Raw genomic sequence first — 26,356 nt, forward strand, 5'->3', positions numbered from 1 at the left:
TTGTGACGGCAAGTCCGGTCTATTGCTCCTCCCACTGGAAAACTTCTTCCAGCGGCTTGTCGAACACGCGCGCGATGCGGAAAGCGGTTTCCAGCGTGGGGGAGTATTTGCCCTGCTCGATCGCGGCGATGGTCTGGCGCGTGACGCCGACGCGGTCGCCGAGATCGGCCTGCGTCATTTCGCCCGCCATGAAACGCAGCGTGCGGATCTGGTTGCTGATCGGGGGGTTAGCCATGCCAGCCACGCCGGTAGCTGATGACGGCGACCGCCTCCCGCACGATTTCGGCGATCACGATGGCGGCGAGCGCGGAATTGGCGACTGCCCAACCCGTGTCGATCAACGGCATGACCACGCCGACCCACAGCATCAGCGAAAGCAGGACATAATAGCCGACACTGGCACCGCGTCGGGCGATTGCCCGGTCGCGCTCGTCGGGTCTGGCGCGCGCTTCGCTGCCCATCTGGGCTCGCAGGATCAGCCAGCCGGTGCCGAGGATCAGCAGCCGTGCGATGGTAGCGGCGCCGAACAGGGCGACATAGGTCAGTGTTTCCATTCTGCCCGCGACCGGATCGACGAACCCGACCGCGATGAAATAGCCGCCATAGGCGATCAGCATGCCCGTCAGTTCCAGCCAGGCGAGTCGCTCACGATAGGCCATCGGGTTCTCCTGTGCGGTTGCGAGCATCATGCGGCGCTCCGATAACCGATTGCCTGCGCACCGAAGCGCGCCGCTTCGGCCAGCATGAACACACCGATCAGCGCGAAGACGGTGTTGCGGCCGTGCAGACCGAAGTGCAGCCACACGATCACGCCGACCAGCGCCAGGATGATGACGAGATAGGCGATGCCGGTCGCGCGCTGCGCCACCGCGCGGTCGCGTTCGTCGGGTTTGGCGTTGGCCTCGCCCGGCGCGCGGATCGACCAGATGATCGCGGCGGCCGCCATCAGCACCGCCTGTGCCCCGGTGGCGGCGATGAATAGCCAGAACAGATATGCGCTGTGCGAGGTTTGCCCTGACTGGCTGACGACCACCGCGAAATAGCCACCCCATGCGATCACAGTGGTGATGAACGCCGCCCATGCGATTTTTTCCCTGAATGCCATTCCGGCCTCCTGTTATTCAAACTCGACTCAATGTTAGATATATATAACATGAAGTCAATATGATTTGTCACGGCCTTCGCTTATTGCTGGCGCAGGCCGCTGACGGGCGGTATCGCGCGGCCATGTCCACGACCTTCACGATCGATACCGCCACCAGCCGCGCGACGCCGACCCCGGCACCGATGAAGCGGTTGACTGTTCCTGCGATACAGAACCGCAAGGGGAAGGAGCCGGTGGTGATGCTGACGGCGTACACCGCGCGGATGGCGCAATTGCTTGACCCGCATTGCGACATGCTGCTGGTCGGCGACAGTCTGGGGCAGGTGATTTACGGGCTGCCATCGACGCTGGCGGTGACGCTGGAGATGATGTGCGCGCATGGCGCGGCGGTGGTGCGCGGTAGCTATCACGCGGTGGTCATCATCGACATGCCGTTCGGCAGTTACGAGGCGAGTCCGGAACAGGCGTTCACTTCCGCATCGCGGATCATGGCGGAGACGGGGGCTGCTGGCGTGAAGCTGGAGGGCGGGGAGGCGATGGCGGAGACCGTCGCGTTCCTGACCAAGCGTGGCATTCCGGTGATGGGGCATGTCGGGTTGACGCCACAGGCGGTGAACGCGCTGGGCGGCTATGGCGCGCGGGGGCGGGGCAATGCCGAGTTCGCCAAGATCATCGGCGATGCCAAGGCGATTGCCGAGGCGGGCGCGTTCGGGATCGTTGCCGAGGGCGTGGTCGAGACGCTGGCGAACGAGATCGTCGCGGCGGTGTCGTGCCCCGTGATCGGAATCGGGGCGTCCGCGCAGTGCGACGGACAGGTGCTGGTGACCGAGGACATGCTGGGCCTGTTCGAGCGGACGGCGCGCTTTGTGAAGAAGTATGATGATATGGCGGGCCGCATTTCCGCCGCGGTTGCGACCTATGCGGACGAGGTGCGCAGCCGGAGCTTTCCCGGCGACGAACAGGTCTATAAGCCCAAGGATTGATAGTTTTGTTTCTGCGTGAGCGCGGCTAAGAGGTCGCACCGCTACCCTGACTGGAGTTTCCCTTGGCGCTGAGCCCCAACAGCAACGACGCATTTCTGCGTGAAGTCGATGAAGAGCTTCGCAAGGATCAGGCGCTGCACATCTGGCAGAATTACGGACGCTGGATCATCGCGGCGATCGTCGCCGGGCTGATCGCGTTCGGCGGCTGGCTTTACTGGCAGAGCCATAGCGAAGAGCGGCAGGGTGTGCAGGGCGACAAATATCAGGCGGCGTTCAAATCGCTGACCCAGAACAAGGCGGCCGAGGCGGAAGCGCCGCTGAAGGAACTGGCGGCGTCGGGATCGGCCGGGTTCGGCACGGTGGCGCGCTTTACGCAAGCCGATGTGCTGTTGCAGAAGAACGACCTGAAGGGCGGCGCGGCGATTCTGGGCGCGATCGCGGCCGATAGGAAGGTGCCGCAGGAATTCCGCGACCTGGCGCTGGTTCGCCAGACCAGTGTCGAATATGATTCGCTGAAGCCCGAACAGGTGGTCGAACGCCTGAAAGGGCTGGCGGTGAAGGACAATGCGTGGTTCGGCAGCGCGGGCGAAATGGTCGCCGCAGCCTATCTGCGACAGAATAAACGCACGGACGCCGGCAAGATGTACGGCGAACTGGCGAAGGATGAGGGCGTGCCGCGGGCAATCCGGCAACGCGCGGTTCAGATGGCGGGCGTACTAGGCGTCGATGCGATCGTGGACGAGGGTGAGGACAAGAAGGCGAAATGATGAAGTCGGTTCGGGTTTCCGTCGCGGTCGCGGCGCTGGTTGCGCTTAGCGCGTGCGGTATCTTCAAGGGCGGCAAGAAGACGCCGGTGCTGGGTGAGCGCGTGGCGATCCTGGCGGCGGAGACGAATATCGTCGCCGACAAGACGATCGCCGACGTGCAGGTGGTGCTGCCCGCCGCCGACACCAATGCCGCGTGGAGCCAACCGGGCGGCAATGCGTCCAAGGCGATGGGCCATCTGGCGCTGAGCGAGACACCGTCGCGCGTGTGGACCGCGAAGATCGCGGGCACCAGCGGGCGGGTGCGTCTGGCGGCGGCACCGGTGGTGGCCAGCGGCACGCTGTTCGTGATGGATACCGACGGGGTCGTGCATGCGTTCGACGCCGCGACCGGCGCGTCGCGCTGGCGCCTTGCCACCGCGACCGGCGACGAGAATAAGGGCGCGCGTTTCGGCGGCGGTGTGAGCGTCGATGGCGCGCGCGTCTATGCGACCAACGGGCTGGGCGATGTGGTGGCGATCGACGCCGCAGCCGGCACCGAAGTATGGCGCAAAAAGCCCGGCGGTCCGTTGCGCGGTGCGCCGACGGTGGCCGACGGCAACATCTATATCGTGTCGCAGGACAATCAGCTGTTCGCGCTGTCGCAGGCCGACGGGACGGTTGCATGGACCCAGTCGGGTACGCTGGAATCGCAGGGCGTGTTCGGCGCGGCGGCACCGGCGGCGGCACAGGGTACGATCGTCGCGGGCTTCTCCTCCGGCGAACTGAACGCTTATCGCTATGAAAATGGCCGTTCCTTGTGGTCCGACACGCTGTCGAGCTCGACCATCTCGACATCGGTGTCGAGCCTGGCGGATATCGATGCCGAACCGGTGATCGATCAGGGCCGCGTCTATGCGGTCGGACAGGGCGGGCGCATCGCGGCGGTCGAACTGGCCAGCGGCCAGCGGCTGTGGGAACAGAATATCGCGGGCATCTCGACGCCATGGGTGGCGGGCGAGTGGCTGTTCGTGATGAGCGACGATGCGCGGCTGGTGGCGATTGCGCGCGGCAGCGGCAAGATCCGCTGGATCGCACAGCAGCGCGCGTTCAAGGACGTCGAGGACAAGAAGGGGCCGATCACCTGGGTCGGGCCGGTGCTGGCGGGCAACAAATTGTGGCTGGCCAATTCGCGCGGCGAACTGGTGCCGGTGTCGCCGATCGACGGCAGCGCGGGTACGCCGATCGAATTGAAGGACAGCATCAGCCTGAGCCCGCTGGTCGCGGCGGGCATGTTGTATGTGCTGACCGACAAGGGCGAGATCATCGCATTGCGCTAGGGTGTATCGACATTCAGCCCAGACGGGGCTGCAAAGCGCGATTTTCTGCGCTCCGGTGCTCACGTGCCTTAAGCACGCTGCGCGCCGGTGCTCGAAAGATCCCGCTTTTCGCCGCCGTCTGAACTGAATGTCGACACACCCAGTGGTCCTAAGGCCGCGCATGGGATAGAGGGCGCCCATGTCCCGTGCCACCGTTGCCATTATCGGCCGTCCCAATGTCGGTAAATCGACGCTGTTCAACCGCCTCGTCGGCAAGCGCCTGGCGCTGGTCGATGACCAGCCGGGCGTGACCCGCGACCGGCGCGAGGGCGACGGGCATCTGCTCGGCATCGATTTTCGCGTGATCGACACCGCCGGGTTCGAGGACGAGAATGCCGCGACCCTGCCCGGGCGGATGCGCGTACAGACCGAAATGGCGATCAAGGAAGCCGACGTCGCGCTGTTCATGATCGACGCGCGCGCGGGGATCATGCCGCTGGACGAGGAAGTCGCGCGCTGGGCGCGCAGTTCGGGCACGCCGGTGGTGCTGCTGGCGAACAAGGCCGAAGGGCGGCTAGCCAACCCCGGCATCCTGGAATCCATGGCGCTGGGGCTGGGCGATCCGGTGGCGATTTCGTCCGAACATGGCGAGGGCATTGCGGACCTGTTCGAGGCGCTGTTGCCCTATATCGAGCGGGGCGAGGATGAGGCGGACGATGACGCCACGTCGGAGGGCTATGAGGGGCCGCTGAAACTGGCAGTGGTCGGGCGGCCCAATGCGGGCAAATCGACGCTCATCAACCGGCTGTTGGGGCAGGACCGGCTGATTACCGGGCCGGAGGCGGGCATCACCCGCGATTCCATCGCAATCGACTGGGAGTGGGAGGATCTGGAAGGCAATATGCGCCCTGTCCGCCTGATCGACACCGCCGGCATGCGCAAGCGCGCCAAGGTGCAGGAAAAGCTGGAAAGCATGTCGGTTGCCGACGCGCTGCGCGCGGTCGATTTTGCCGAGGTCGTGGTGCTGTTGCTCGATGCCACACGCGGGCTGGAGGTGCAGGACCTGAAGATCGCCGACAAGGTGCTGCAAGAGGGCCGCGCACTGGTGATCGCGCTCAACAAATGGGACGTGGCCGAAGACGCCTCAAGCCTATTCAATGGCGTGAAGGGTGCGCTCGCCGAGGGACTGGCGCAGGTGAAGGGTGTGCCGTTGCTGACGGTGTCGGCGGAGACGGGCAAGGGCCTGGACAAGCTGATGGAGGTCGCCTTCGAGACGCGCGAGGCGTGGTCGCGGCGGATTACCACCGGGCAGCTCAACCGCTGGTTCGAGCGCGCGATCGAGGCCAACCCGCCGCCCGCGCCCGGCGGCAAACGGATCAAGCCGCGTTACGTGACGCAGGCCAAGACGCGTCCACCGAGCTTCATCCTGTTCGGCACGCGGGTCGACCTGTTGCCGACCAGCTATGAGCGCTATCTGGTGAACAGCATGCGCAAGGAGTTCGATTTCGGCGCGGTGCCAGTGCGGCTGACGATGCGGCCGTCGAAGAACCCGTTCGACAAGGATTGATGCATATTTGTCCGGGCGGTTGCAATTTTCGCACTTAGGCGGCGCAGGATGCTGAAGTCACTTCGTTTTTGTCGATGAGGTCGCGCCGTTTCGGATCGATTAAGCACGCTGCGTCAACGCTCTGTTTACCGACATACCCATATTGACACCGATAGACCGCATAGCGCGGGAGGGTGAAATGGCGTTGCTGGAACAGGACAGACTGGTCGACTGGAATGCATTCTCCCAGACGCGGTCGGAGCTGGGTGCCAATTTCGTTCGGATCTTGGGTTATTTCCACGAGGACGGGGTCAAATCGGTCGCCGCGATCGAGGAGGCGATGCGGTCCGGCAATTCCGCAGCTTTGGTGCTTCCGGCGCACACGCTGAAGGGCGAATCGGCGCAGTTCGGGGCCGAGCCGCTGGCCGAATGTGCCGAGATGATCGAGGCGATCGCGCGCAACTGCGTCGAAAACCGCTATGAGCCGAGCGAGGCGCTACCGCATGTCGTGGAACTGCGGCCGCTGTTCGAGGCGACGCTGGCGTTGCTGGAGCGCGAGGCGAATCCGCTGGTCGAGCGGCGTCCGGCTGCATTTGGGCGGCGGGCGGAGTAGGAGCTACAACAGGCTGGATCATGATGACTTCAGCCTCAACCAACCGCCGTCACCCCGGGCTTGACCCGGGGTCCCGCTTCTTCGACCGGTCGCCGTTAGCGGGACCCCGGGTCAAGCCCGGGGTGACGGGGAAATCAGTGTGATGTCATCATGCTAAAAGGTTGGTTGGTTTCTCAGCTAGCCTCTTCTGGTTTTGAATTGAGTTGGATGTAGTTTTGGATCCCCATGCGTTCGATCATCTCGAACTGGGTTTCCAACGTGTCGACATGCTCTTCCTCGCTGTCGAGGATGCGGCGGAACAGGTCGCGGCTGACATAATCGCGGACCTTTTCGCTGTGCTCGATCGCGTCCTTGAGCACGCCGACGGCTTCATATTCGAGTTCGAGGTCGGATTTCAGCACTTCCTCGACCGTTTCGCCGATGCGCAGGCGGCCGAGCAGCTGGAAGTTGGGCAGGCCGTCGAGGAACAGGATGCGTTCCGCCACCCAATCGGCATGCTTCATCTCGTCGATCGATTCGTGACGCTCGAACTCGGCGAGCTTCTTCACGCCCCAATGATCGAGCATGCGGTAATGCAGCCAATATTGGTTGATCGCGGTCAGCTCGTTCTTGAGCACCTCGTTCAGATAGTCGATGACTTTTGCGTCGCCCTTCATGGCCGTCGTGCCTCCATATTTCGGGCACGGGTATAGCGCGGATCGGCGCGTTCAGACAGCGGAAAAATGGCGGATTTCTGCGGGTTTCAGGACTTGCGAACGCTACGCAGCCGCACGCTCCGCATCGATAATGGCTCGCGCAAACGGGACGCACTGGCCGCATTTCGCCTGACGACCCAATGCGCGATAGGCCTGACATGCGCTGATCGCGCCGTCACGCGCGGCGGCCCGCACATCCTTCTCCCGAATTGCATTGCAGACGCAGACGACCATCGGAACCCTCTCGCTCTTCGCAACAGTTAAGGCGAGTGCGAGTGATTCGCAATGGTTATTGCGTTGCGTTCGCAATTGACCGTGGAAGGGCACCGGCGGACATCGGTTGCAAACTTCCGCGCGACAGGCTGCGCCACAGCCATTCGAGCGGGCCGTAGGCGAAACGGTCGAGCCAGGGTTTCGACCACAGCAGGATCAGCGCCCAGACGGCGAACACGACCCAATAGACTTCGGCGCGCGACATCTCGCCATACCAGCCCAGACCATAGCCGTAGAAGAGGGTGGTGCAGATCAGGCTGGTGGCGAGATAATTGGTGAAGGCCATGCGCCCCGCCGCGGCGATGCGCGTGGTGAGCATGCCGCCGGGGCGCATGAGCAGGACGATCAGGCTGGCCCACGCCATAATCATCAAGGGACGGATCGGAACGGTCAGAACGAGTACGCCCAGGACGATCGAACGCATCGAGAAGTCCGACGCGATCATGAAGGCAGCGAGTGCGGCATAGGCAGGAATGCCGATGCCGAAACCGATCGCGGCCCAGCGGATATAGCGGCGGCGATCCCATGCGCCGGTGAGCATGCCCGAGCGGAACGCGGCCATGCCGAACAGCATATAGGCGAGCGTCTCGGCGCCAAACATGAATAGGCCCGTCAACGGTCCCCATGCGGCGGTCTTGAACCGGTCGCGTGCGATTTCGAGCCAGCTGCCGCGATGGGTGCCGATCGCTTCGGTCAGTGCCGCGTCGCCGGGGATGCCGAAGCCGAGTTTGAAGGCATCCATCATCTCGCGCGACTGGCGCACCACCTCGGCATTGGTGCCAGACAGGCCGGCGCGGGAGAATTCCAGCCCCAGCAACGTGAACAGGCTGAGCAGCAGATGGAGGACGAGCAATGCGATGCCGATGCCGATTAGCCGCTTCACCGGCGCGTTGCGGAAGGCGAAGGCGATCATGCCGATAATGGCATAGTGATTGAGGATATCGCCCCACCAGATTAGCCAGAGGTGGAGCAGGCCGAACACCAGCAGCCAGATCATGCGCGAATAATGGACGCGCGCAGCACTCTCACCCTTGGCCATCGCGCCGTCGATCACCAGCAGGGTCGAGGCACCGAACAGGAACGAGAACAGGCCGCGCATCTTGCCATCGAAAAACACGAAGTTGCTCGCCCAGACCGCGAGGTCGATCCCGTCCGATCCGCCATAGGCGCGGGGGTTCATATAAGCCGCCTGCGGCATGGCGAAGGCGATGATATTGAGCAGCAATATGCCCATCACGGCGACGCCGCGCACGGTGTCGAGCGTCAGAATGCGGTCTGTAGCTGGCGTCATCGGTTAGTCCCCCGTGTTGGGAGCGCAATACAGCAGTCGCGTTCGTCCTGCTAGCGCCGTGCGATCAGGGCGATGGGGATGCCGACCAGCACGATGTGGAAGGCAAGCTGGGTGCCGATGCCGAGCGCCGTGGACGGGAAGATGCCGAAGCGCAGCGGTACGACGATCAGGTTCATCTCGATATAGGTGACGAGGCCGTAGATCGTGCCCCAGGGTATCGGGTGCGCCTTCAGCCGGGGCATGCGGTTGGCGGCAAGGACGAACGCGGCGGCCATCACCGCCATCAGCGCGAAATGGACCGCGAGGCCGAGAATTGCGCCGGACGCGCCCCAACCGGTTGCGCCGGGAAACGGCCCGGACGCGACGTAGCGCAGCATGGCATCGACCGGTCGCCCGTAGAAGAGCGTAAGCCCCATCGCGGCGAGGATATCGAGCGTCCCCGCGACCAGCGTGGCGACGCCAATGCGTCTGGCGGTGGTCCAATTCTGCATATTGCCCCCTTGTCTATTCGCCCCGGCCACGCAGCTCCTTGCGGATCATCAGCTTAAGGCCCGACCAGATCTCGTCCACCGCGCAGACCTTCACATCGACGAGGCCGAGTGGCAGCGCCACCGCGCGGATCACATCCTCGGTGATGTCGGTCGGGACTTTCGACGCCTTTTTGGGCCAGGAAGCCCAGATGAAACCGCTCGGCGAGATCAGCTGGCGCAGCGCCCCTAGCTCGCGGTCGAGCGTGGCCCGATCGGTGACGAATATATGTGCGGCGTCGATCCCGGCGCAGGGGGCGGCAAGCAACTCCAGCCCCAGCGCGTCGAGACCGATCCCGGCCCGCACGTCGGGTGGCATATCGAGGACGAACATACGCATGCCGGGTTTGAGGCCGAGTTTGTCGGCGAGCGGGGTGGTCGAATAGCCGACGGTCACTGGGGTGGTCCTCTCCGACGAGCAGGACCGCAAGGTGGCACAAATCGATGCCACAGGAAATGAAGTGTTGTGGCCGTGACGCGACCAGGCTGTCCGCACAGCCCCGGGGTGCGATAGCGTGCGGCTCCGGACCCGGCTGAGGTTCTTCCCGAAGCCGATATATCCCAAGCCTGACTAGGCGAGGGCGGCGTCGGGACCCATTAGCGCGGGGAAGAAGCCTTCATGCGCTTCCCGCAGATCGGCGATGGTGACGCTCCAGTCGCCTTCGTCGAGTTCGAAGATCAGGCGGTCCTTGATCGTGCGGCCGAGCGGGTCGGCGGGCACGTCGGCGGCGGACGAGGCGGTGAGGAATTCGGTCAATGCTTCGTCGGGGACGGTGACGAGGTAAAGGCCCTGATCCTCACCGAAGAACGACCCGGCAACACCGAAAGGCTGAGCCTGATCGATCGTCACACCTATGCCGGACGCCAGCGCCATTTCGGCGAGGGTCACGGCCATGCCGCCGTCGGATACGTCATGGACGGCGTTGACCAGCCCCTTGTCGATGCAGGCACGGATGAAATCGCCGGTGCGCTTTTCGGCGCGCAGGTCGACGGGTGGTGGTGGACCTTCTTCGCGGCCGTGGATTTCACGGAGCCAGATCGACTGGCCGAGATGGCCGCCGCGCTCACCGACCGCGAAAACGGCGTCGCCGGTGTTCTTGAAGGCGATGGTCATCGACTTCGACCAGTCGGCGAGGATGCCGACGCCGCCGATAGCGGGGGTGGGAAGGATCGCGGAGCCGCCGCCGGTCGCCTTGGATTCATTGTAGAGCGAGACGTTGCCGGAGACGATCGGGTAATTCAGCGCGCGGCAGGCGTCGCCCATGCCCTCAAGGCAGCCGACGATCTGGCCCATGATTTCCGGGCGCTGCGGATTGGCGAAGTTGAGGCAGTTGGTGATCGCGAGCGGGGTCGCGCCGACGGCGGTGAGGTTGCGCCACGTTTCGGCGACCGCCTGCTTGCCGCCCTCGACCGGGTCGGCGAAGCAATAGCGCGGGGTGCAATCGGTGGTGATCGCGAGACCCTTTTGCGTTCCGTGGACGCGGACGACGGCGGCGTCGCCACCGGGGCGCTGGACGGTGTCGGCACCGACCATGTGGTCATACTGCTCCCAGATCCAGCGACGGCTGGCGATATCGGGGGAGGCCATCAGCTTGAGCAGATCGGCGGCGATGTCGGTTGATTCCGGCTCATCGGTCAGGTCGGCGGGCTTGGGTGTAGGCACGTGCGGGCGGTCGTAAAGCGGGGCTTCGTCGGCAAGCGGGGCGAGCGGGATGTCGGCGACCACATCGCCTTTCCATTTGAGCACCATGCGGCCCGTCTCGGTGACGGTGCCGATGACGGCGAAGTCGAGTTCCCATTTGCGGAAGATCGCTTCGGCGAAATCCTCACGTCCGGGTTTCAGGACCATGAGCATGCGTTCCTGACTCTCGGACAGCATCATTTCGTACGGCGTCATGCCGGTTTCGCGTTGCGGCACGTCGTCCATGATCAGTTCGATGCCGACGCCGCCCTTCGACGCCATTTCGACACTGGAGGAGGTCAGGCCCGCCGCGCCCATGTCCTGAATCGCGACGATCGCGTCGGACGCCATCAGCTCAAGGCACGCCTCGATCAGCAGTTTTTCGGTGAAGGGATCGCCGACCTGAACGGTGGGGCGCTTGGCATCGGCGTCCTCGCCGAAATCGGCGCTGGCCATGGTCGCGCCGTGGATGCCGTCGCGACCGGTCTTCGAGCCGACATAGACGATCGAGTTGCCGACGCCGGAGGCGGCGCTGTAGAAAATCTTGTCCTGTTGCGCGACGCCGACCGTCATCGCGTTGACCAGGATGTTGCCGTCATAGGCCTTGTGGAAATTGACTTCGCCGCCGACCGTGGGGACGCCAACGCAATTGCCGTATCCGCCGATGCCGTGGACGACCCCCGCGATCAGGTGCTTCATCTTGGGGTGGTCGGGGCGGCCGAAGCGCAGTGCGTTCATATTGGCGATCGGGCGTGCGCCCATCGTGAACACGTCGCGCAGGATCCCACCGACGCCGGTCGCCGCGCCCTGATAGGGTTCGATGTAGCTCGGGTGGTTGTGGCTCTCCATCTTGAAGATCGCCGCCTGGCCGTCGCCGATGTCGATGACGCCGGCATTCTCGCCGGGACCGCAGATCACCCAGGGGGCTTCGGTGGGCAATTTCTTCAAGTGGATGCGGCTGGATTTATAGCTGCAATGTTCCGACCACATGACCGAGAAGATGCCGAGTTCGGTGATGTTCGGCTCACGCCCCATCGCGTGCAGGACGCGCTCGTATTCCTCTGGGGACAGGCCGTGTTCGGCGACGATCTCTGGCGTGATCTGAGTCATGGCGCGCGCATAGCGGGACGGTGCGGCAACATCAAACGCGCAAGCAGCGGTTCAGCAGGTTTGTGCGTTTAGGCATGCATGACGGCGATGATCCTATCCAACCGGCGGCAACGCATCGGCGGCGCGGCGGCGGCGCTGGCAGTGACGGGCGTGATGGGCGTGGCGCTGGTGCTGGGTCTGGCGGTGCGGTCTGGCGTGCTCGACGATGACGCGGAGATGGCATTGTTCTCGGTCGCGCCGGAGCGGGTGAAGCCGAAGGTGCGGACCGAGCGGATGAAGCAGCGGAACACGCGGCCATCGGGGGCGGCGGCTCCGCCCAATTTGCGATCGCGCGCGACCGAGTTGGAGATCCCGAAACCACTGGTGCCGATCGTGCTGCCATCGCTGATGACGCTGGCGGAGAAGGCGGCGGACGGGGCGCAGGCGACGAGCGGGGCGGCGCTGGTGGCGGGACCGGGGACCGGGGCAGGCGGCGTTGGGGATGGCTTTGGTGGCGGCGGGGACGGCGATGGCGACGGGGCGGGCGATCCCGATGCGGTCGGGCCGCGCCAGACCGGCGGGCGGATTCGCGATTCGGATTATCCCGAGGATCTGTCGGAGGCCGGGATCGGCGGCTTGGTCACTGTCCTGTACGTGGTCGAGGTTAATGGCCGTGTGCCGGAATGCGAGGTGCTGAAATCGAGCGGGACGCCGCGGCTGGATGCGCTGACCTGCCGATTGATCCGCGAGCGGTTCAAGTTCAGGCCCTCCAAAGATGGGCGGGGGCGGGCGGTGCCGTCACGCATTCAGGAAAATCATGAATGGGTGCCGCCAGTGCTGGAGCCCTAGCTGCGACGGAATCGCCGCAACAAGCCGCCCTTGGTCATCGCTTCCACCACGTCCTCGTCGCCCGAATCGAGCACCTGATTTTCCGCCAGCCATTTCTCGACCGCGTCGAGATCGGGCACGGGATAGTCACGCAATGTGCGGCCGCTGGTGCGCAGCGATTCGATCGCGGCGATCAGCGATCCGGTTTCGGCAATGCGGTTGGCGACGGTGAGCGTGTCGGTGCCGAGATGCTCGGCGATCAGGCTGTTGCGGATCGCGGCAATGCGCGCGGCGCTGGCATCGTCAGTCGCGGCGAGTGCGACGTCGCATTCGGTGTCGAGGCCGAGCGAGCGATTGTTGAAATTGGACGATCCGACGCGCAGGAAGCGGTCGTCCACTGCCATGACCTTGGCATGGACATAGATGTCGTCCCCGGCAGCGGTGACCGGGTGGTAGATGCGCAGTCGTTCGTGCGGATCACGGTGCTTGAGCGCCTGAAACAGGCGTGCGCGCGCCGTGTCCATAGCCTGTTGTTCCAGCCAGCCATCGGCATGCGCGGGATTGACGATGACGAATTCGGGGCCCTCGGGCTCAGACAGGCGCTTTTCGATCGCTTCGGCGATGCGGCGCGAGGCGAAATACTGGCTTTCGGCGTAAATGAAGTGGCGGGCGCTGGCGATCAGGTCGAGATACAGCGCCTCGATCTCCTTGACCGGTGCGGAGTCGTCCATCTCCGGCTGGGTTCGGGCGATGGCGACGCGGATGTCGGTGAAATCGGCGGTCAGGCGTTTGGGCCAGCAGTCATGGTCGGCTTGCGGCGCCGCGACCGGCTTGCCGCCCGCGCGGTGCCAGCGTTCGCGGCAGAGTTCACCGAGCGCCCGTGCAGCCGGACCCTGAATCGCGGTGGTGGCGTCGTGCCACGGCATATAGGGTTCGCCATCGGGATCGATGCGCATGTCCGCGCCATCGCCATGCGCGCGCGTGTCCCAGCGTGACAGCGTCATGTCGATGCCGCCGCAAAAGGCGACGCAATCGTCGATTACGACGATCTTCTGGTGATGCGATGCGCCGGGCGGATGCGTGGAATCGAGCTTCAGGTGAACCTGCTTGCCGAAGCGCCATTTGAGCAGGGTGCGGAAGGTTTTACCGCGAAACACGGCCTTCAGCGCGCCGAGATCCCAACGCAGGATATAGACGTTGAGGTCGGGGTTCTGCCTGACCAGCCAGCTGATGAAATCGCCGACTTCGGCGGGTGCGTGGGGATCGTCGGACGGATCGTCGCGGGTGAGCAGGATGCGCGCGTCGAAATCCCAGCCGATCAGCAAAATCTGCTTCTTCGCGCCCAGCATCGCCTGCCTGGCGGCGCGGAAATAATCGTCGGCATCGACCACGACGGAAAGTTTCGTGGCATTCTCGACGCGCCAGCAATTGCGGCCGGGATCGAAGATCAGCGAGTCAGGATGGGGAGAGGCCATGCGCCAGCGATAACGCGCGAAAAGCGCAGCGTCACGCGGCGGTTACTGGACATTGACGAATGCCGGGTTATCCAAGGCGCATGCAGGACCGAAGTGACGGACATTCCGGGATAATGCCGCTCCACGCTTCGTGGCAATGCGACCTGACCGACAATTCGCTGACATGGAGCGAAGGGGTTTACGACCTGTTCGGGCTGCCACGCGATGCGCCGCCCGATCGCGCGCTGACGGTCGGCATGTACCTGCCCGAATCGCGCGCTGAACTGGAACGGCTGCGCAGCGCCGCCATCGCCGAACTGGGCAGCTTCACGTTCGAGGCGCAAATCCAGCGCGCGGATGGCGAGATTCGCTGGATGCGGATTACCGCCGATGTGGTGTGTGAGAATGGCGTGGCGCGGTATCTGTACGGCACAAAGATCGACGTGACCGAAGAGATGGCGGCGCGGACCGAAGCGCCGTCGCAGGCGGCCTAGAGAATTTCGTTGAGTCCGCGAGGAAGCGATAAACGGTCAGGTTAGCCAGGAAGCCACGAGGATATTTTGTCGATCGGCATTTGCATCCAGGCGATCATTCCCGTCGGGTGATCCTTGCAACGCAATTTTTCGGAGCTAGCCGGGTTTGGTTCGCTAGGATACCAGCCATAGGCAACAAGTCTGAAATCCGCCTTAAGTTCAGCGGATGTTGCATAGCTGCTTCCATGTACGGCGACCGAGCGTCCGGCCGGGACGATGAAACTTTCCGTGTATCCGCGACGGTTACCTTTTGAGTACATGACTGTACCATTGCTTCGATATTCCGCGAGGCTTCGAACGCGCATGCACATATCACTTGTACCATGGTTGGTAATGACCGCATTTACCCCGGTATGATACTCTCTGTTATCCTCAACTAGCTCGTTGACGCTATGAGCAATCTCAATCGCGCCATATCGTTGGCTTTCGTCATTATAGTCAAAGGCAGGCGTGGGGGTTCCGTTGTTGAGGCTGGCCCACGCGAGTACGGCTATATGAAATTGTCGCGGCGTAAATTTGGCGGGGAGGCTGTCCGTAACCTTCTGGACTGCCGCCATGAAGGACCACCAAATCATCTTAGTTCCTCACCGTAGAGCGCACGGCTATTCATAAACCCTTCAAAACGGCAATTGCTACTGGATAATGTGGTGCTCGGCGTATGTTCAACCGGTGGACACGAACGTTATTACAAGGCGTAAGGGCTATGCCTCGTGCTGCTTCGCCAGCCACTCTTCCAGCCACTTGATCGTATAATCGCCTTTCTGGAACTCCGGATCGTCGAGCAGCGCCTGATGCAGCGGGATCGTCGTGGTGATGCCGTCGATTACGAACTCCTCCAGCGCGCGGCGCAGGCGGCGCAGGGCGCCCTGGCGGGTTGTGCCATAGACGATCAGCTTGGCGATCATGCTGTCGTAATAGGGTGGCACTTTGTAGCCAGCATACAGCCCGCTATCGACGCGGACGTTCATGCCGCCGGGGGCGTGATAGCCCTTTACCAGGCCCGGTGACGGCGCGAAGGTGCGGGGGTTTTCGGCGTTGATGCGGCATTCGATGGCGTGGCCGCGGAATTGGACGTCCTGCTGGCGTAGCGTCAGCGGATGCCCCTCGGCAATGCGGATCTGTTCGCGGACGAGGTCGAGACCGGTGATCGCCTCGGTCACCGGATGTTCGACCTGAAGCCGGGTGTTCATTTCGATGAAATAGAACTCGCCGTCCTCCCACAGAAATTCGATCGTGCCCGCGCCGCGATAGCCCATGTCGGCCATCGCCTTGGCGCAGATGCCGCCGATGCGCTCGCGGTCTTCCTGACCGAGCACGGGGGAGGGGGCTTCCTCAAGCACCTTTTGATGGCGGCGCTGGAGCGAGCAGTCGCGTTCGCCCAGATGGATGGCGTTGCCATTGCCGTCGCCGAACACCTGAATTTCGATGTGGCGCGGGTTGCCGAGATATTTTTCGAGATAGACGGTGGCGTCGCCGAACGCGGCCTTCGCCTCGCTGCCTGCCTGTTGCATTAGCGTTTCGAGCTCGTCCTCGGACGTGCAGACCTTCATGCCGCGACCGCCGCCACCGGATGCGGCCTTGATGATGACGGGGTAGCCGGCCTTTTTCGCGATTTCCTTGGCTTCGGCCAGATCGCTGATCGCGCCGTCGGACCCGGGGACGAGCGGCAGGCCGAGGGCGCCGGCGGTGCGCTTTGCCTCGATCTTGTCGCCCATCGTGCGGATATGCTCGGGCTTCGGCCCGACGAAGATCAGGTTATGCAGCTCGACGATTTCGGCGAATTTGGCGTTTTCGCTAAGGAAGCCATAGCCGGGATGGATTGCATCCGCGCCGCTGATTTCGGCGGCAGAGATGATGTTGGGGATGTTGAGATAGCTCTCGGCCGCGCTCGGCGGGCCGATGCAGATGGCCTGATCCGCGAGCCGGACATGCATCGCATCGGTATCGGCGGTCGAGTGGACCGCGACCGTCTGAATGCCCATTTCATGGCACGCGCGGTGGATGCGCAGCGCGATCTCACCGCGATTGGCGATGAGGAGCTTTTTTATCGGTTTCATCTCTTGTTCCTAGACCGCACCAGCCCGCTCCCCCACCCGGCCACCCATAGCATATCCTGACTGGGTGGCCGGGTGGGGGAGCGGGCTGGTGCGGTTAGCCATAAAGGGCCGTTTACTCGACGACGACGAGGGGCTGGTCGAATTCGACCGGCTGGCCGCTTTCGATCAGGATCGTCTTGACCGTGCCGGCGTGCGGAGCGGCGATCGGGTTCATCACCTTCATCGCCTCGATAATCAGCAGGGTGTCGCCAGCCTTGACCTGAGCGCCGACCGTCACGAATGGCTTGGCACCGGGTTCAGGGGCGAGATAGGCGGTGCCAACCATCGGGGATTTGACCGCGTCGTCATAGCTGGCGGTGATCGATGCCGGGTCTGACGGCATTGCCAAAGCGGCAGCCGGGGCGGCCGGTGCCGCAGCCGCAACGGGCGCCGGCGCGGCATAGGTGACCGGCGCGACGTTGATCTTTCGCGCGACGCGAACCTTGCGGTCGGCATCCTCGACCTCGATCTCGGTCAGGTTGGTTTCGTCAAGCACTGCGGCTAGCTGGCGAACCAGCTCGATATCCACATGCATGTTCTTTTTGTTATCTTCGCTCATGCGACCTCGAAATTCATAAACGCAGCCTGCCTGTTCGTGCTGGCCCGTCTGGAAACGGGCCGTTTGTCAGAGACGGGCCGCCGCTTCAAGCGCCAGCAGATAGGAAAGCGCGCCAAACCCGGCGATGGTTCCCTTTGCCGCCTGTCCGACATAGCTGAAATGACGGAAATCCTCACGCAGATGCGGGTTCGACAGATGTACCTCGATCACCGGGGTGCGGATCGATTTGATGCAATCGTGCAGCGCGATGGAGGTGTGGGTGAAGGCACCGGCGTTGAGCAGCACCGCCTTTGCCCCGTGCGCCTGCGCCTCGTGCATCCAGTCGACCAGATGCCCTTCGTGATTCGACTGGCGCATGTCGATGGTCAGGTCGAGCGCGCGGGCGCGGTCTTCCAGCATGCCCGCAATGTCGTCGAGCGTGTCCGAGCCATAGATTTCGGGCTCGCGCGTGCCGAGCAAATTCAGGTTCGGGCCGTTGAGAACGTAGATCGTGTCGGTCATTCGGCCCCCCGGCATGTCAGCGCGTGATTGAGCGTTGCGTCGAAGTCCCTATATCGCGCCCAAGCGAAAGGACCAGCATGCAGACTCACAGCGATGGCACGATCACGATCACGGTCAATGGCGAGCATCGCCGGGTGATGGGCGGGATTTCGCTGGCCGGGCTTGCCAACGAGCTGGGGCTGGTGCCGGAGAAGGTCGCGGTCGAGCGCAACCTGGAGGTCGTGCCGCGTTCGACGCTTGGGCAGGTGCTGGTCGAGGACGGTGATGAGATCGAGATCGTGCATTTTGTCGGCGGTGGCGATCATGCGGCGGCGGTGACCGACGACAGCTGGAGCGTGGCGGGCAAGACGTTCCGATCGCGGCTGATCGTCGGGACCGGCAAATACAAGGATTTCGCGCAGAACGCGGCGGCGGTGGAGGCTGCGGGCGCGGAGATCGTGACCGTCGCGGTGCGGCGGGTGAATGTATCCGATCGCAATGCGCCGATGCTGACCGATTTCATCGATCCGAAGAAGATTACGTATCTGCCGAACACCGCCGGGTGTTTCGACGCGGACTCGGCGATCCGCACGTTGCGGCTGGCGCGTGAGGCGGGCGGCTGGGAGCTGGTGAAGCTGGAAGTGCTGGGGGAGGCGAAAACGCTGTATCCGGACATGCGCGAGACGCTGAAGGCGACCGAGATCCTGGCGAACGAGGGGTTCAAGCCGATGGTTTACTGCGTCGACGATCCGATCGGCGCGAAGCAGCTGGAGGATGCGGGCGCGGTCGCGATCATGCCGCTGGGCGCGCCGATCGGGTCGGGGCTGGGTATCCAGAACCGCGTGACGATCCGGCTGATCGTCGAGGGTGCCGGGGTGCCGGTGCTGGTCGATGCCGGGGTCGGTACCGCGAGCGACGCGGCGGTGGCGATGGAGCTGGGTTGCGATGGCGTGCTGATGAACACCGCCATCGCCGAGGCGAAAGACCCGATCCTGATGGCGCGCGCGATGAAGCTGGCGGTGGAGAGCGGGCGGCTGGCTTATCTGTCCGGGCGGATGGGGTTGCGGCGGTACGCGGACCCGTCGAGTCCGCTGGCGGGGCTGATCTAAGGCACGGACTTCGGCGCGGTGACCAGCTTTGCAATTCCGCGACGCGCCGCCGCCCCGTCGAGGAACGTGCAGAGAATACCAGCGTCCTGCTCGCGGGCGAACGCCTGACTTTCAGCGATCTGTTTCGCCTCCGCCGCATCTGCCGCAATTGTCATGCGATCAACTTTGCCCCGGCAAAGCGGCGCGAACGGTGAGTTGAGACATTCCGTCAGCGCCGCCATCGTGGCGACGGAATGATGCTCGGCAAAATGGGATGCGCGAGACTCGCGCGTGATGGCTTTGAAGTCGCGTGCCTCGCGTCGCCGCAGCACCTCGTATCCCCAGTCGGCGGACAACAGGAACGGCACCTTCTCGCTCTGAAGCAAGATAGCTGGATCATAGCCACATGCCCGGATCGGCGCGTAATCAGTCATGATCGTTATTTTGAACCGAAAGCCGTCCTCCCCAGACCGTTGGTGCGTTTCGACCAGCGCACCGGCGACTGCGTAGCGTGCGACATTTGCATTGGCTGAAGTCGCCACCCGATAGCTCGTCATCGCAACCGGACCGCCGATCCAGCCGAGCAAAACCAGAAGCAATGCGCCGAGAAGGCCAAGCAAAAACTTCATCAGACCTTCCCCACCAGCCACACGGTCATACCGCCGCAGGTCGGGTCTTCGATGCGGTGGGCGATCTCGGCCAAGCCGCTCTTGGCGAACAGCGCGCGATATTCGCCGGGAGACAGGCTGGCGTGGAACAGCTCCTCGCCCTCCAACTCGCCGATTGCGATGCCCTTGTCTGGACCGGTATTGAAGAGCGCGACGCCGCCGCGTTTCAGCCAGATGGCCATGCGCTGGATCAGTTTGGCCTGTGCCTCTTCGTCGAGGTGGAACAGGCTGCTCCACGCGACGATGCCGTCATAGGCGGCGGACTCTGCGCCGAACCTGCGCATATCGGCCTCAATCCAGCGCTGGCGGAAGAAGCGCGTACGAGCGAGTTTAATCATGCTCGGCGCGATATCGACGCCGGTCAGGCGGTAACCGCGATCGACCAGATAGCGATCAATCGGTTCGCCGCCGCCACAGCCCAGGTCGAGGATTTCGCCGCCCTTGGGGATGCTGCGCACGAAGCGTTCGAGCCAGGCGCGTTCGGGAAAGCTGCGGCGACGTGCCGCATCGAACGCCAGCGCGTGGCGCTGATAAAGTTCGGCTATCCGGTCGGGCATCGCGCCAAGCTGCGGATTTTCGCGCGAATTTTCGGAACCCCCTCATGCCCCGTCGGTTGGATATCCGAACCGACAATCCAAGGAGGCCATCATGGGCGAACTCGTCGACAAGATCAAAGGCAACGTCAACGAAGCGGTTGGCAAGGCGAAGCAGCAGAGCAACGATCCCGACACGCGTGCCGATGGCGCTGCGCAGGAAGCCAAAGGCAAGGGCCAGCAGCTCGCCGGTAAGGTGAAGGGTGCGTTGGGCGACGATATCTGACGCTGTCGCTCGCGTTAACCAGTGATTAGGGCCGTTTCCTGCGGGAAACGGCCCTTTTTCGTGGGCAGGCAGAGTCGACTCTTCGATTGTCGAGGTGCATTACGTTCTCGCGCGGGATGATCCCGTGTTTGTCAGCCGGGGGGCCGACGTCGATGATCGCCATTGCAGAGCAATCCATCCTTCCCTTCGCGCTGGGCGACTGGCGCATCGAGCCGCGCGGCAGCGTGGGATCGGCATTGTGCGCGGCGCGACTGCGCTGCGCGATGACGATCGAGGATGTCGCCGCGCAAACGCGGGTGCCGATCCGTTATCTGGCCGCGATCGAGGCGGAGCGGTTCGATCTCATCCCCGGTCGGGTGTATATCAAGGGCTTTGTCAGGGCGTTCGCGCGCACGGTGGGGCTGTGCGAGCGCTGGGCAGCGGATGCGATTGGGACAGCGCTGGCCGACAAGCGGGTGTTGGTCGCGGCCTAATTTCCGCGGATCGCGCTGATCGTGGTGCCGGGACTGATAATTTCCACATCGGTTTTGAGATGCAGGACGCGAACGCCGGTCTGCGCGAGCGCGCGGTCGAGCGCGGGGGCGAATTCATCGGTGCGCTCGACGGTTTCGGACCAGCCGCCATAGGCACGGGCGAGCGCGGCGAAATCGGGGTTATGCAGCGTGGTGCCGGACAGGCGCGCGGGGAATTCGCGTTCCTGATGCATGCGGATCGTGCCGTAAGCGCCGTTGTCGATGATGAGCACCAGCATGTTGACGCCGTGCTGGATCGCCGTGGCGAGTTCCTGTCCGTTCATCATGAAATCGCCGTCGCCAGCGAGGGCGATGGCGAGTTTTTCGGGATGGCGCAGGGCTGCCGCAACGGCGGCGGGGGTGCCATAACCCATCGCGCCCGCAGTCGGGGCAAGCTGCGAGGGTTGCGCGCCGTAGTGCCAGTAGCGGTGCCACCAGGCGGAGAAATTGCCCGCGCCGTTGCAGATGATGGCTTCGTCGGGCGCAATCCGCTCGCGCATCGCGGCGACGCATTGGCCGAGGTCCAGGGCGACGCCGTCGCGGGGTTTGGGGGTGGACCAGTCTAGCCACTCGGCATGGGCTTCGGCGCACGCTGGAGGCAGCGTTTCGGGGTGCCCGGCGATGTCTGCGGCCATCGCAAAGGAGACAGTGTCCGAACAGATAGCAAGATCTGCGCGGTAGACGCGGTTTAGCTCATCAGGGTCAGGATAGACGTGGATGAGCTTCTGACCGGGATGATCGGGCGTGATAAGGGTATAGCCATCGGTGGTTGCTTCGCCGAGCCGAGCGCCGACAACCAGCAATAGATCCGCCGCTTTTATTCGCTCCACCAACTTCGGGTTGGGGCCGTAGCCGAGATTCCCAGCCCATTGGCTGGATCCGTTCCGGACAGAATCCTGACGGCGAAACGCGCCTGCGACAGGAATGCCCCAACTCCGCGCGAAACCACCAAACGCGGCTCCAGTCGCTAGATCCCAGCCGGCTCCGCCGACAATAGCTACGGGTCGTTCTGCCGCTCTCACCATCTCCATCATGGCATTGATTTCATGCTGTCCCACCGATTGCCAAAGACGCTCGACCTTTGGCCGATCCACTGCCTCGACCACATCCATCAGCATGTCTTCGGGCAGCGCGATCACCACCGGTCCCGGTCGCCCGCTGATCGCGACATTCCACGCTCGCGCGATGTATTCCGGGATGCGTGCCGCATCCTCGATCCGCGTCGCCCATTTGGCCAGCGGCGCGAACATCGCGGGAAAATCGACTTCCTGGAATCCTTCGCGGTCGCGCATGCCGCGATCGACATCGCCGATGAACAGGATCATCGGCTGCGAATCCTGCATCGCAACGTGAACGCCGATGCTGGCGTTGGTGGCCCCGGGGCCGCGGGTGACGAAGCAGATGCCGGGGCGTCCGGTCATCGTGCCGTCGGCGCAGGCCATGAATGCAGCGCCGCCTTCCTGCCGGCAAGTTACCAGATCGATCGAAGGCGTGTCGTGCAGCGCGTCGAGGACCGCGAGGAAACTCTCGCCGGGGACGTGGAAGATGCGGTCGCAGCCCTGTGCGACGAGGTTGTCGACCAATATGCGGCCGCCGGTGCGGAGTGTCGTCATTCCGGACTTGTGGCGGGGGATGCAGGTAAAGTCGAGGCGGTTACTTGGTGCCGTAGCGCGCCTTCAGCATCGCCCAGCTCGCGCGCAGGGCCATGGCGTCGCCGCCCTTCGGACGGCCGGGCTTGGCGACGGGACGCCACGCGAACAGGTCGAGATGCGCCCAGGCGATGTCTTTCGGCACGAAGCGGCGCAGGAACAAGGCAGCGGTGATCGGCCCGGCGAAGGGGCCGTCGGCGGCGTTGACCATGTCGGCGATGTCGGATTTCAGCATGTCGTCATAGGCATCCCATAACGGCAGTCGCCACAGCGGGTCGTACTCCGCCGTTCCGGCATCGAGATAGGCGGCGGACAGGGCGTCGTCATTGGCAAACAGCGCAGGCAGATCGGGGCCGAGCGCGACACGGGCGGCACCGGTCAGCGTGGCGAAATCAAGGATCAGATCGGGCTTGCCCTCGACCGCCTTTGTTAGCGCGTCGCCGAGAATCAGGCGGCCTTCGGCGTCGGTATTGGTGTTTTCGACGGTCAGACCGAGCCGTGTCCGCAACACGTCGCCTGGGCGGAAGGCGTCGCCCGAAACGGCATTCTCGACCGCGGGGATCAGCAAATGAAGGCGAACCGGCAGCCGCAGCGCGATGATGACCCCGGCCAGCGCCAGTGCGTGCGCCGCGCCGCCCATGTCCTTTTTCATCAGGCGCATGCCGGCGGACGGCTTGATATCGAGCCCGCCGGTGTCGAAGCATACGCCCTTGCCGACCAGCGCGAGGCGGGGATGCGCGGGGTCGCCCCATTCGAGCTCGATCAGGCGCGGCTCGCGCCCGCGTGCGGCGGCCCGGCCGACCGCGTGGATCATCGGATAGCCCTGCTCGAGCGCGTCGCCGCGCGTGACGGTGAGCGTTGCGCCGACGGCATTCGCCAGCGCGGCCGTTTCAGCCTCCAGTTCCGCCGGTCCCATGTCAGACGCGGGCGTGTTGACCAGATTACGGACGCTGAATGTCGCGGCGGCGAGTGCAAACATCTCGCCGATCCGTCCGGGTTCTCCGGTCAGCAGCGTGCGCGGACCGCGCGCATTCTCATCCTTGCGGTAGCGGTCGAAGCGATATTGCGCGAGCATCCAGCCGAGCATCGCAGCGCCCGGTTCGCCGGTGGCGAGACGGTAGGTCCCCTCGGGCAATTGCTCGGCAAGCGAGGCGATGCGGAAGGGCGAGGTTTCCGCTTCGTCGCACACCAGCAGGATCGACCATTCGTCGGCGGAGTCGCCGGGGAAGATCGCGCGGTTTCCGGCCTTGCCGGTCACTTTGTTGGCGGCGATGGCGGTGCGCGTGCGCGGCGGTTGCGCGTTGAGCCAGCTTTCCCAGTCGCGCGGATGGACGACGTGAATCTGGCGGGCGGGCTGGCCGCGATCGGGCTGTAGCAACTGTGAAAGGTCGATCATCGAGGCTCCAGCCGGGTGATGGGCGCAGTGCAGACGGTCATCGCGCGGTCGATCATCGCGATCAAGCGATTGCGCGATTGTGCGAGGGCGGCGGGGTCGAGGCCGCGTTCCTGCGTTTCGAAATTGACGTAGTTCAGGCCGCGCAGCAGGGCGTGGTTGGAGAGCGAACCGTCGCTGACCGTGACCTTCTCGAACACGACGTTGAAATCGGCGAGGGCGAGCGCCTTGCCGCAATAGGCGGAGAAGGGGGAGGTGCCGCTGCGGTGGGCGACATAGGCGAGGCTGTCGTCATCGTCGAATGGCCAGGCGCGCGCCTGTGAGGCGTGGGGTTGCATCACGTCGTCGCAGAAGCGGATCGAGACTTCGCCGCGCCCTTTCGGGTCTGACTGGTTGCAGCGCGAGTAGCCGGGGTCGAAGCCGGGCGAATTGGTGTGCAGCGCGACGATCGGGCGGGCACCGCGCGCATAATCGGCAAGGATGGTGGTTGAATAGAGCGGATAACCGTCGCGGAAATTGCGATTGGGGTCGATCGGGCGACCACGCTCGACCGCTTCGTTGCGGCGCTTGCCGTCGCGATCCTCGGCGACGCCCGAATCCACCACAATGACCACGCCGCCATAAGCGCGGACCCCGGCGAGTGCGGCCTCGAACCCGGCATTTTCGTTATCGTGCGGCACGAACCATAACGGGCCGCGCGGCTTGGCGGTGTTGGCGATGCGGAACAGGCGCCACTGGCCGCGTTCCTCACGGAACTCGATGCGCGAGACGGTCAGACCGCGCCATGTGGCGGGATCGCGGTGGCGGGCGAAGTCGTCGTCCTGCACCGCCAGCGGATCGACCGGCGTGGTGTTGACGCCGTCGGGTGACTGCACGCCGAGCAGGGCGACCAGCGGCAATGTCGCCAGCGCCCGAAGCATTCAGGCAGGCACGCCGTAGAGGTCGTGGTCGTCGGCATCCTCGATCTCGACCGCGACGATATCACCCTGTTTCAGGTGGCCGGCGTCGCGCAGGAAGACGGTGCCGTCGATTTCGGGCGCGTCCGACTGGCTGCGGGCGTTGGCACCGTCGCCTTCGACCTCGTCGATGATGACGTCGAGCGTGCGGCCGATTTTCGCCTGAAGCTTCGCGGCGCTGATCGCGGCGGTCTTTTCCATGATGCGGGCGTAGCGCTCTTCCTTGACCTCTTCCGGCACGGCACCAGGCAGGTCGTTGGCGGCTGCACCGTCGACCGGCTCGAAGCGGAATGCGCCGACGCGGTCGAGCTGGGCTTCGTCGAGCCAGTCGAGAAGGTACTGGAAGTCGGCCTCGGTTTCACCGGGGAAACCGACGACGAAGGTCGAGCGGATGGTGATGTCGGGGGCGATGCTGCGCCAGGTTTTCAGCCGCTCCAGCACCTTTGCTTCGTTCGCCGGGCGCTTCATCGTGCGAAGGACGGCGGGGCTGGCATGCTGAAACGGGATGTCGAGATAGGGGAGGACGAGGCCCTCCGCCATCAGCGGGATGACCTGATCGACATGGGGGTAGGGGTAGACGTAGTGGAGGCGGACCCAGGGGGCGATCTTGCCAAGTTCGCGGGCGAGGTCGGTCATGTGGGGAATGACGGGTTCGCCCTTCCACATCCGCGGTTCCTTGCGGATGTCGACGCCGTAAGCCGAGGTATCCTGGCTGATGACCAGCAGCTCCTTCGTGCCCGCCGCGACCAGCTTTTCGGCTTCGCGCAGGATCGCGTCCGGGCGGCGTGACACGAGGTCGCCGCGGATCGACGGGATGATGCAGAAGGAGCAACGATGGTTGCAGCCCTCTGAAATCTTCAGATAGCTGTAGTGGCGCGGGGTGAGTTTCAGGCCGCTTTCGGGCACGAGGTTCAGGAACGCATTCGGCGGCATCGGGGCCGCTTCGTGGACCGCGCCGACGACTTCCTCATATTGATGCGCACCGGTGACGGCGAGGACGTTCGGGAAACGGGCGCGGATGACCTCGGCTTCCTTTCCCATGCAGCCAGTGACGATAACGCGGCCATTCTCGGCCATCGCTTCGCCGATGGCTTCGAGGCTCTCTTCTTTGGCGGAATCGAGGAAGCCGCAGGTGTTGACCAGCACGATGTCGGCACCGGCATAGTCGGCGGACAAGGCATAGCCGTCGCTGCGGAGTTTGGTCAGGATACGCTCGGAGTCGACCAGATTCTTGGGACAGCCGAGCGACACCATGCCCACCTTGGGGGCTTCGGGAAGTCGCGTTGCCATGATTGGTCGGGCAGATAGGGAATTTTGCAGAAAAAGATAGGGCCGCTAGATGGGACAGCAAGCGCGCGCGCCGCCGGGCCTTTCATAATTTGTCAGTTGTCGGCGATGTTGGGACCGGTCAGATATTCGCGCGATACAGATAAATTCTTGTTGCACCGGGTGCCAG

The 26,356-nt window shown here is 64.0% G+C and carries 30 protein-coding genes; 10 read left to right on the forward strand and 20 right to left on the reverse strand.

Translation table 11 applies throughout. From position 1 onward, the window contains the following. Positions 1-19: 19 nt before the first annotated feature. From U1702_RS04130 to U1702_RS04140, 3 genes are read right to left on the reverse strand one after another with little or no spacing between them, the layout of a single operon-like run. On the reverse strand, positions 20-235 hold the full coding sequence (locus tag U1702_RS04130) for a helix-turn-helix transcriptional regulator (protein ID WP_332722311.1): 216 nt from the start codon (positions 233-235) through the stop codon (positions 20-22). After that, positions 228-689, reverse strand: a complete 462-nt coding sequence (locus U1702_RS04135) for a hypothetical protein (RefSeq protein WP_332722312.1) — start codon at positions 687-689, stop codon at positions 228-230. Before U1702_RS04135 ends, U1702_RS04130 begins: the two co-directional genes overlap by 8 nt. Then, positions 686-1,105 (reverse strand): hypothetical protein, encoded by a 420-nt coding sequence (locus tag U1702_RS04140; RefSeq protein WP_332722314.1) that lies wholly within the window; start codon positions 1,103-1,105, stop codon positions 686-688. The genes U1702_RS04135 and U1702_RS04140 overlap by 4 nt, the downstream gene beginning before the upstream one ends. A gap of 122 nt (positions 1,106-1,227) precedes the next feature. Here U1702_RS04140 and panB point away from each other — a divergent pair, with 122 nt between their 5' ends. The 5 genes from panB (at position 1,228) to U1702_RS04165 (ending at position 6,309) form a co-directional block, all read left to right on the forward strand. Beyond that, on the forward strand, positions 1,228-2,088 hold the full coding sequence (gene panB / locus U1702_RS04145; RefSeq protein WP_332722316.1) for a 3-methyl-2-oxobutanoate hydroxymethyltransferase: 861 nt from the start codon (positions 1,228-1,230) through the stop codon (positions 2,086-2,088). A gap of 62 nt (positions 2,089-2,150) precedes the next feature. Further along, positions 2,151-2,855 (forward strand): tetratricopeptide repeat protein, encoded by a 705-nt coding sequence (locus U1702_RS04150; protein WP_332722318.1) that lies wholly within the window; start codon positions 2,151-2,153, stop codon positions 2,853-2,855. Next, entirely contained in the window at positions 2,852-4,171 is a 1,320-nt protein-coding gene (locus U1702_RS04155) for a PQQ-like beta-propeller repeat protein (protein WP_332722319.1), read from the forward strand. Before U1702_RS04150 ends, U1702_RS04155 begins: the two co-directional genes overlap by 4 nt. 178 nt (positions 4,172-4,349) lie before the next feature. Beyond that, positions 4,350-5,717, forward strand: coding sequence for a ribosome biogenesis GTPase Der (gene der / locus U1702_RS04160; protein ID WP_332722321.1), 1,368 nt, complete (start codon positions 4,350-4,352; stop codon positions 5,715-5,717). A gap of 178 nt (positions 5,718-5,895) precedes the next feature. Continuing rightward, complete coding sequence (locus tag U1702_RS04165) at positions 5,896-6,309, forward strand: Hpt domain-containing protein (RefSeq protein WP_332722323.1); 414 nt, start codon at positions 5,896-5,898, stop codon at positions 6,307-6,309. A 173-nt stretch (positions 6,310-6,482) separates the two neighbouring features. Here the strand turns inward: U1702_RS04165 and bfr are convergent, their stop codons facing one another. The 6 genes from bfr to purL all read right to left on the reverse strand — a co-directional run bounded on the left by bfr (position 6,483) and on the right by purL (position 11,886). Then, positions 6,483-6,965 (reverse strand): bacterioferritin, encoded by a 483-nt coding sequence (gene bfr, locus U1702_RS04170; protein WP_332722325.1) that lies wholly within the window; start codon positions 6,963-6,965, stop codon positions 6,483-6,485. Between the two features lie 102 nt (positions 6,966-7,067). Beyond that, positions 7,068-7,238, reverse strand: coding sequence for a (2Fe-2S)-binding protein (locus U1702_RS04175; RefSeq protein WP_300495269.1), 171 nt, complete (start codon positions 7,236-7,238; stop codon positions 7,068-7,070). Between the two features lie 55 nt (positions 7,239-7,293). Further along, on the reverse strand, positions 7,294-8,568 hold the full coding sequence (locus U1702_RS04180; RefSeq protein ID WP_332722328.1) for a DUF418 domain-containing protein: 1,275 nt from the start codon (positions 8,566-8,568) through the stop codon (positions 7,294-7,296). 50 nt (positions 8,569-8,618) lie between these two features. Further along, positions 8,619-9,059, reverse strand: coding sequence for a hypothetical protein (locus U1702_RS04185; RefSeq protein WP_332722330.1), 441 nt, complete (start codon positions 9,057-9,059; stop codon positions 8,619-8,621). 13 nt (positions 9,060-9,072) lie between these two features. After that, positions 9,073-9,492 (reverse strand): hypothetical protein, encoded by a 420-nt coding sequence (locus U1702_RS04190; RefSeq protein ID WP_332722332.1) that lies wholly within the window; start codon positions 9,490-9,492, stop codon positions 9,073-9,075. Between the two features lie 174 nt (positions 9,493-9,666). Continuing rightward, positions 9,667-11,886, reverse strand: coding sequence for a phosphoribosylformylglycinamidine synthase subunit PurL (gene purL, locus U1702_RS04195; protein WP_332722334.1), 2,220 nt, complete (start codon positions 11,884-11,886; stop codon positions 9,667-9,669). A gap of 78 nt (positions 11,887-11,964) precedes the next feature. Here purL and U1702_RS04200 point away from each other — a divergent pair, with 78 nt between their 5' ends. Next, complete coding sequence (locus U1702_RS04200; protein ID WP_332722335.1) at positions 11,965-12,714, forward strand: energy transducer TonB; 750 nt, start codon at positions 11,965-11,967, stop codon at positions 12,712-12,714. Here the strand turns inward: U1702_RS04200 and U1702_RS04205 are convergent. Beyond that, positions 12,711-14,168: a phospholipase D-like domain-containing protein gene (locus U1702_RS04205; RefSeq protein WP_332722337.1), complete on the reverse strand. Its 1,458-nt coding sequence runs from the start codon at positions 14,166-14,168 to the stop codon at positions 12,711-12,713. The two genes, U1702_RS04200 and U1702_RS04205, sit on opposite strands and share 4 nt — an antisense overlap. A 113-nt stretch (positions 14,169-14,281) precedes the next feature. On the opposite strand from U1702_RS04205, the gene U1702_RS04210 reads away from it, so the two are divergent. Continuing rightward, the gene (locus tag U1702_RS04210; RefSeq protein ID WP_332722338.1) at positions 14,282-14,641 is read left to right on the forward strand and encodes a PAS domain-containing protein; all 360 of its coding nucleotides are present in this window, start codon (positions 14,282-14,284) and stop codon (positions 14,639-14,641) included. A 41-nt stretch (positions 14,642-14,682) separates the two neighbouring features. Here U1702_RS04210 and U1702_RS04215 read toward each other — a convergent pair whose 3' ends face one another. The 4 genes from U1702_RS04215 to aroQ form a co-directional block, all read right to left on the reverse strand. Next, complete coding sequence (locus tag U1702_RS04215; RefSeq protein WP_332722340.1) at positions 14,683-15,255, reverse strand: hypothetical protein; 573 nt, start codon at positions 15,253-15,255, stop codon at positions 14,683-14,685. Between the two features lie 126 nt (positions 15,256-15,381). Continuing rightward, complete coding sequence (gene accC / locus U1702_RS04220; RefSeq protein ID WP_332722342.1) at positions 15,382-16,737, reverse strand: acetyl-CoA carboxylase biotin carboxylase subunit; 1,356 nt, start codon at positions 16,735-16,737, stop codon at positions 15,382-15,384. Positions 16,738-16,849: 112 nt separating this feature from the next. Continuing rightward, positions 16,850-17,335 (reverse strand): acetyl-CoA carboxylase biotin carboxyl carrier protein, encoded by a 486-nt coding sequence (gene accB, locus U1702_RS04225; RefSeq protein WP_332722344.1) that lies wholly within the window; start codon positions 17,333-17,335, stop codon positions 16,850-16,852. Between the two features lie 66 nt (positions 17,336-17,401). Then, the gene (gene aroQ, locus U1702_RS04230) at positions 17,402-17,836 is read right to left on the reverse strand and encodes a type II 3-dehydroquinate dehydratase (protein WP_332722346.1); all 435 of its coding nucleotides are present in this window, start codon (positions 17,834-17,836) and stop codon (positions 17,402-17,404) included. A gap of 77 nt (positions 17,837-17,913) precedes the next feature. On the opposite strand from aroQ, the gene thiS reads away from it, so the two are divergent. Then, the gene (thiS, locus tag U1702_RS04235; RefSeq protein WP_332722348.1) at positions 17,914-18,924 is read left to right on the forward strand and encodes a sulfur carrier protein ThiS; all 1,011 of its coding nucleotides are present in this window, start codon (positions 17,914-17,916) and stop codon (positions 18,922-18,924) included. Here thiS and U1702_RS04240 read toward each other — a convergent pair. Beyond that, a complete protein-coding gene (locus tag U1702_RS04240; RefSeq protein ID WP_332722349.1) occupies positions 18,921-19,490 on the reverse strand; it encodes a hypothetical protein in 570 nt (189 codons plus the stop codon). The two genes, thiS and U1702_RS04240, sit on opposite strands and share 4 nt — an antisense overlap. A 41-nt stretch (positions 19,491-19,531) precedes the next feature. Continuing rightward, a complete protein-coding gene (locus U1702_RS04245) occupies positions 19,532-20,128 on the reverse strand; it encodes a class I SAM-dependent DNA methyltransferase (RefSeq protein ID WP_332722352.1) in 597 nt (198 codons plus the stop codon). 91 nt (positions 20,129-20,219) lie between these two features. Between U1702_RS04245 and U1702_RS04250 the strand changes: the two genes are divergently transcribed. Further along, on the forward strand, positions 20,220-20,390 hold the full coding sequence (locus tag U1702_RS04250; RefSeq protein ID WP_332722354.1) for a CsbD family protein: 171 nt from the start codon (positions 20,220-20,222) through the stop codon (positions 20,388-20,390). Positions 20,391-20,542: 152 nt separating this feature from the next. After that, on the forward strand, positions 20,543-20,863 hold the full coding sequence (locus U1702_RS04255) for a helix-turn-helix domain-containing protein (protein WP_332722356.1): 321 nt from the start codon (positions 20,543-20,545) through the stop codon (positions 20,861-20,863). On the opposite strand, the gene U1702_RS04260 is transcribed toward U1702_RS04255, so the two are convergent. From U1702_RS04260 to rimO, 4 genes are read right to left on the reverse strand one after another with little or no spacing between them, the layout of a single operon-like run. Next, complete coding sequence (locus U1702_RS04260) at positions 20,860-22,515, reverse strand: thiamine pyrophosphate-binding protein (protein ID WP_332722357.1); 1,656 nt, start codon at positions 22,513-22,515, stop codon at positions 20,860-20,862. The two genes, U1702_RS04255 and U1702_RS04260, sit on opposite strands and share 4 nt — an antisense overlap. Positions 22,516-22,555: 40 nt before the next feature. Next, positions 22,556-23,947: a leucyl aminopeptidase family protein gene (locus U1702_RS04265; protein ID WP_332722358.1), complete on the reverse strand. Its 1,392-nt coding sequence runs from the start codon at positions 23,945-23,947 to the stop codon at positions 22,556-22,558. After that, positions 23,944-24,864: a hypothetical protein gene (locus U1702_RS04270; RefSeq protein WP_332722360.1), complete on the reverse strand. Its 921-nt coding sequence runs from the start codon at positions 24,862-24,864 to the stop codon at positions 23,944-23,946. Before U1702_RS04270 ends, U1702_RS04265 begins: the two co-directional genes overlap by 4 nt. Further along, positions 24,865-26,190, reverse strand: a complete 1,326-nt coding sequence (rimO, locus tag U1702_RS04275) for a 30S ribosomal protein S12 methylthiotransferase RimO (RefSeq protein ID WP_332722362.1) — start codon at positions 26,188-26,190, stop codon at positions 24,865-24,867. Positions 26,191-26,356 lie beyond the last annotated feature (166 nt).

Source organism: Sphingomonas sp. LT1P40 (assembly GCF_036663835.1).
GTDB lineage: Bacteria > Pseudomonadota > Alphaproteobacteria > Sphingomonadales > Sphingomonadaceae > Sphingomonas.

Coding starts and splice junctions, on each gene's coding strand:
- panB (WP_332722316.1), top strand. CDS start 1,228: ATGTCCACGACCTTCACGATCGATACCGCCACCAGCCGCGCGACGCCG.
- rimO (WP_332722362.1), bottom strand. CDS start 26,190: ATGGCAACGCGACTTCCCGAAGCCCCCAAGGTGGGCATGGTGTCGCTC.
- U1702_RS04200 (WP_332722335.1), top strand. CDS start 11,965: ATGACGGCGATGATCCTATCCAACCGGCGGCAACGCATCGGCGGCGCG.
- U1702_RS04255 (WP_332722356.1), top strand. CDS start 20,543: ATGATCGCCATTGCAGAGCAATCCATCCTTCCCTTCGCGCTGGGCGAC.
- U1702_RS04270 (WP_332722360.1), bottom strand. CDS start 24,864: ATGCTTCGGGCGCTGGCGACATTGCCGCTGGTCGCCCTGCTCGGCGTG.
- aroQ (WP_332722346.1), bottom strand. CDS start 17,836: ATGACCGACACGATCTACGTTCTCAACGGCCCGAACCTGAATTTGCTC.
- U1702_RS04210 (WP_332722338.1), top strand. CDS start 14,282: ATGCCGCTCCACGCTTCGTGGCAATGCGACCTGACCGACAATTCGCTG.
- der (WP_332722321.1), top strand. CDS start 4,350: ATGTCCCGTGCCACCGTTGCCATTATCGGCCGTCCCAATGTCGGTAAA.
- accC (WP_332722342.1), bottom strand. CDS start 16,737: ATGAAACCGATAAAAAAGCTCCTCATCGCCAATCGCGGTGAGATCGCG.
- U1702_RS04215 (WP_332722340.1), bottom strand. CDS start 15,255: ATGATTTGGTGGTCCTTCATGGCGGCAGTCCAGAAGGTTACGGACAGC.
- U1702_RS04180 (WP_332722328.1), bottom strand. CDS start 8,568: ATGACGCCAGCTACAGACCGCATTCTGACGCTCGACACCGTGCGCGGC.
- U1702_RS04260 (WP_332722357.1), bottom strand. CDS start 22,515: ATGACGACACTCCGCACCGGCGGCCGCATATTGGTCGACAACCTCGTC.
- U1702_RS04245 (WP_332722352.1), bottom strand. CDS start 20,128: ATGCCCGACCGGATAGCCGAACTTTATCAGCGCCACGCGCTGGCGTTC.
- bfr (WP_332722325.1), bottom strand. CDS start 6,965: ATGAAGGGCGACGCAAAAGTCATCGACTATCTGAACGAGGTGCTCAAG.
- U1702_RS04175 (WP_300495269.1), bottom strand. CDS start 7,238: ATGGTCGTCTGCGTCTGCAATGCAATTCGGGAGAAGGATGTGCGGGCC.
- accB (WP_332722344.1), bottom strand. CDS start 17,335: ATGAGCGAAGATAACAAAAAGAACATGCATGTGGATATCGAGCTGGTT.
- purL (WP_332722334.1), bottom strand. CDS start 11,886: ATGACTCAGATCACGCCAGAGATCGTCGCCGAACACGGCCTGTCCCCA.
- U1702_RS04185 (WP_332722330.1), bottom strand. CDS start 9,059: ATGCAGAATTGGACCACCGCCAGACGCATTGGCGTCGCCACGCTGGTC.
- U1702_RS04165 (WP_332722323.1), top strand. CDS start 5,896: ATGGCGTTGCTGGAACAGGACAGACTGGTCGACTGGAATGCATTCTCC.
- U1702_RS04155 (WP_332722319.1), top strand. CDS start 2,852: ATGATGAAGTCGGTTCGGGTTTCCGTCGCGGTCGCGGCGCTGGTTGCG.
- U1702_RS04265 (WP_332722358.1), bottom strand. CDS start 23,947: ATGATCGACCTTTCACAGTTGCTACAGCCCGATCGCGGCCAGCCCGCC.
- U1702_RS04250 (WP_332722354.1), top strand. CDS start 20,220: ATGGGCGAACTCGTCGACAAGATCAAAGGCAACGTCAACGAAGCGGTT.
- U1702_RS04135 (WP_332722312.1), bottom strand. CDS start 689: ATGATGCTCGCAACCGCACAGGAGAACCCGATGGCCTATCGTGAGCGA.
- U1702_RS04130 (WP_332722311.1), bottom strand. CDS start 235: ATGGCTAACCCCCCGATCAGCAACCAGATCCGCACGCTGCGTTTCATG.
- U1702_RS04205 (WP_332722337.1), bottom strand. CDS start 14,168: ATGGCCTCTCCCCATCCTGACTCGCTGATCTTCGATCCCGGCCGCAAT.
- U1702_RS04140 (WP_332722314.1), bottom strand. CDS start 1,105: ATGGCATTCAGGGAAAAAATCGCATGGGCGGCGTTCATCACCACTGTG.
- thiS (WP_332722348.1), top strand. CDS start 17,914: ATGCAGACTCACAGCGATGGCACGATCACGATCACGGTCAATGGCGAG.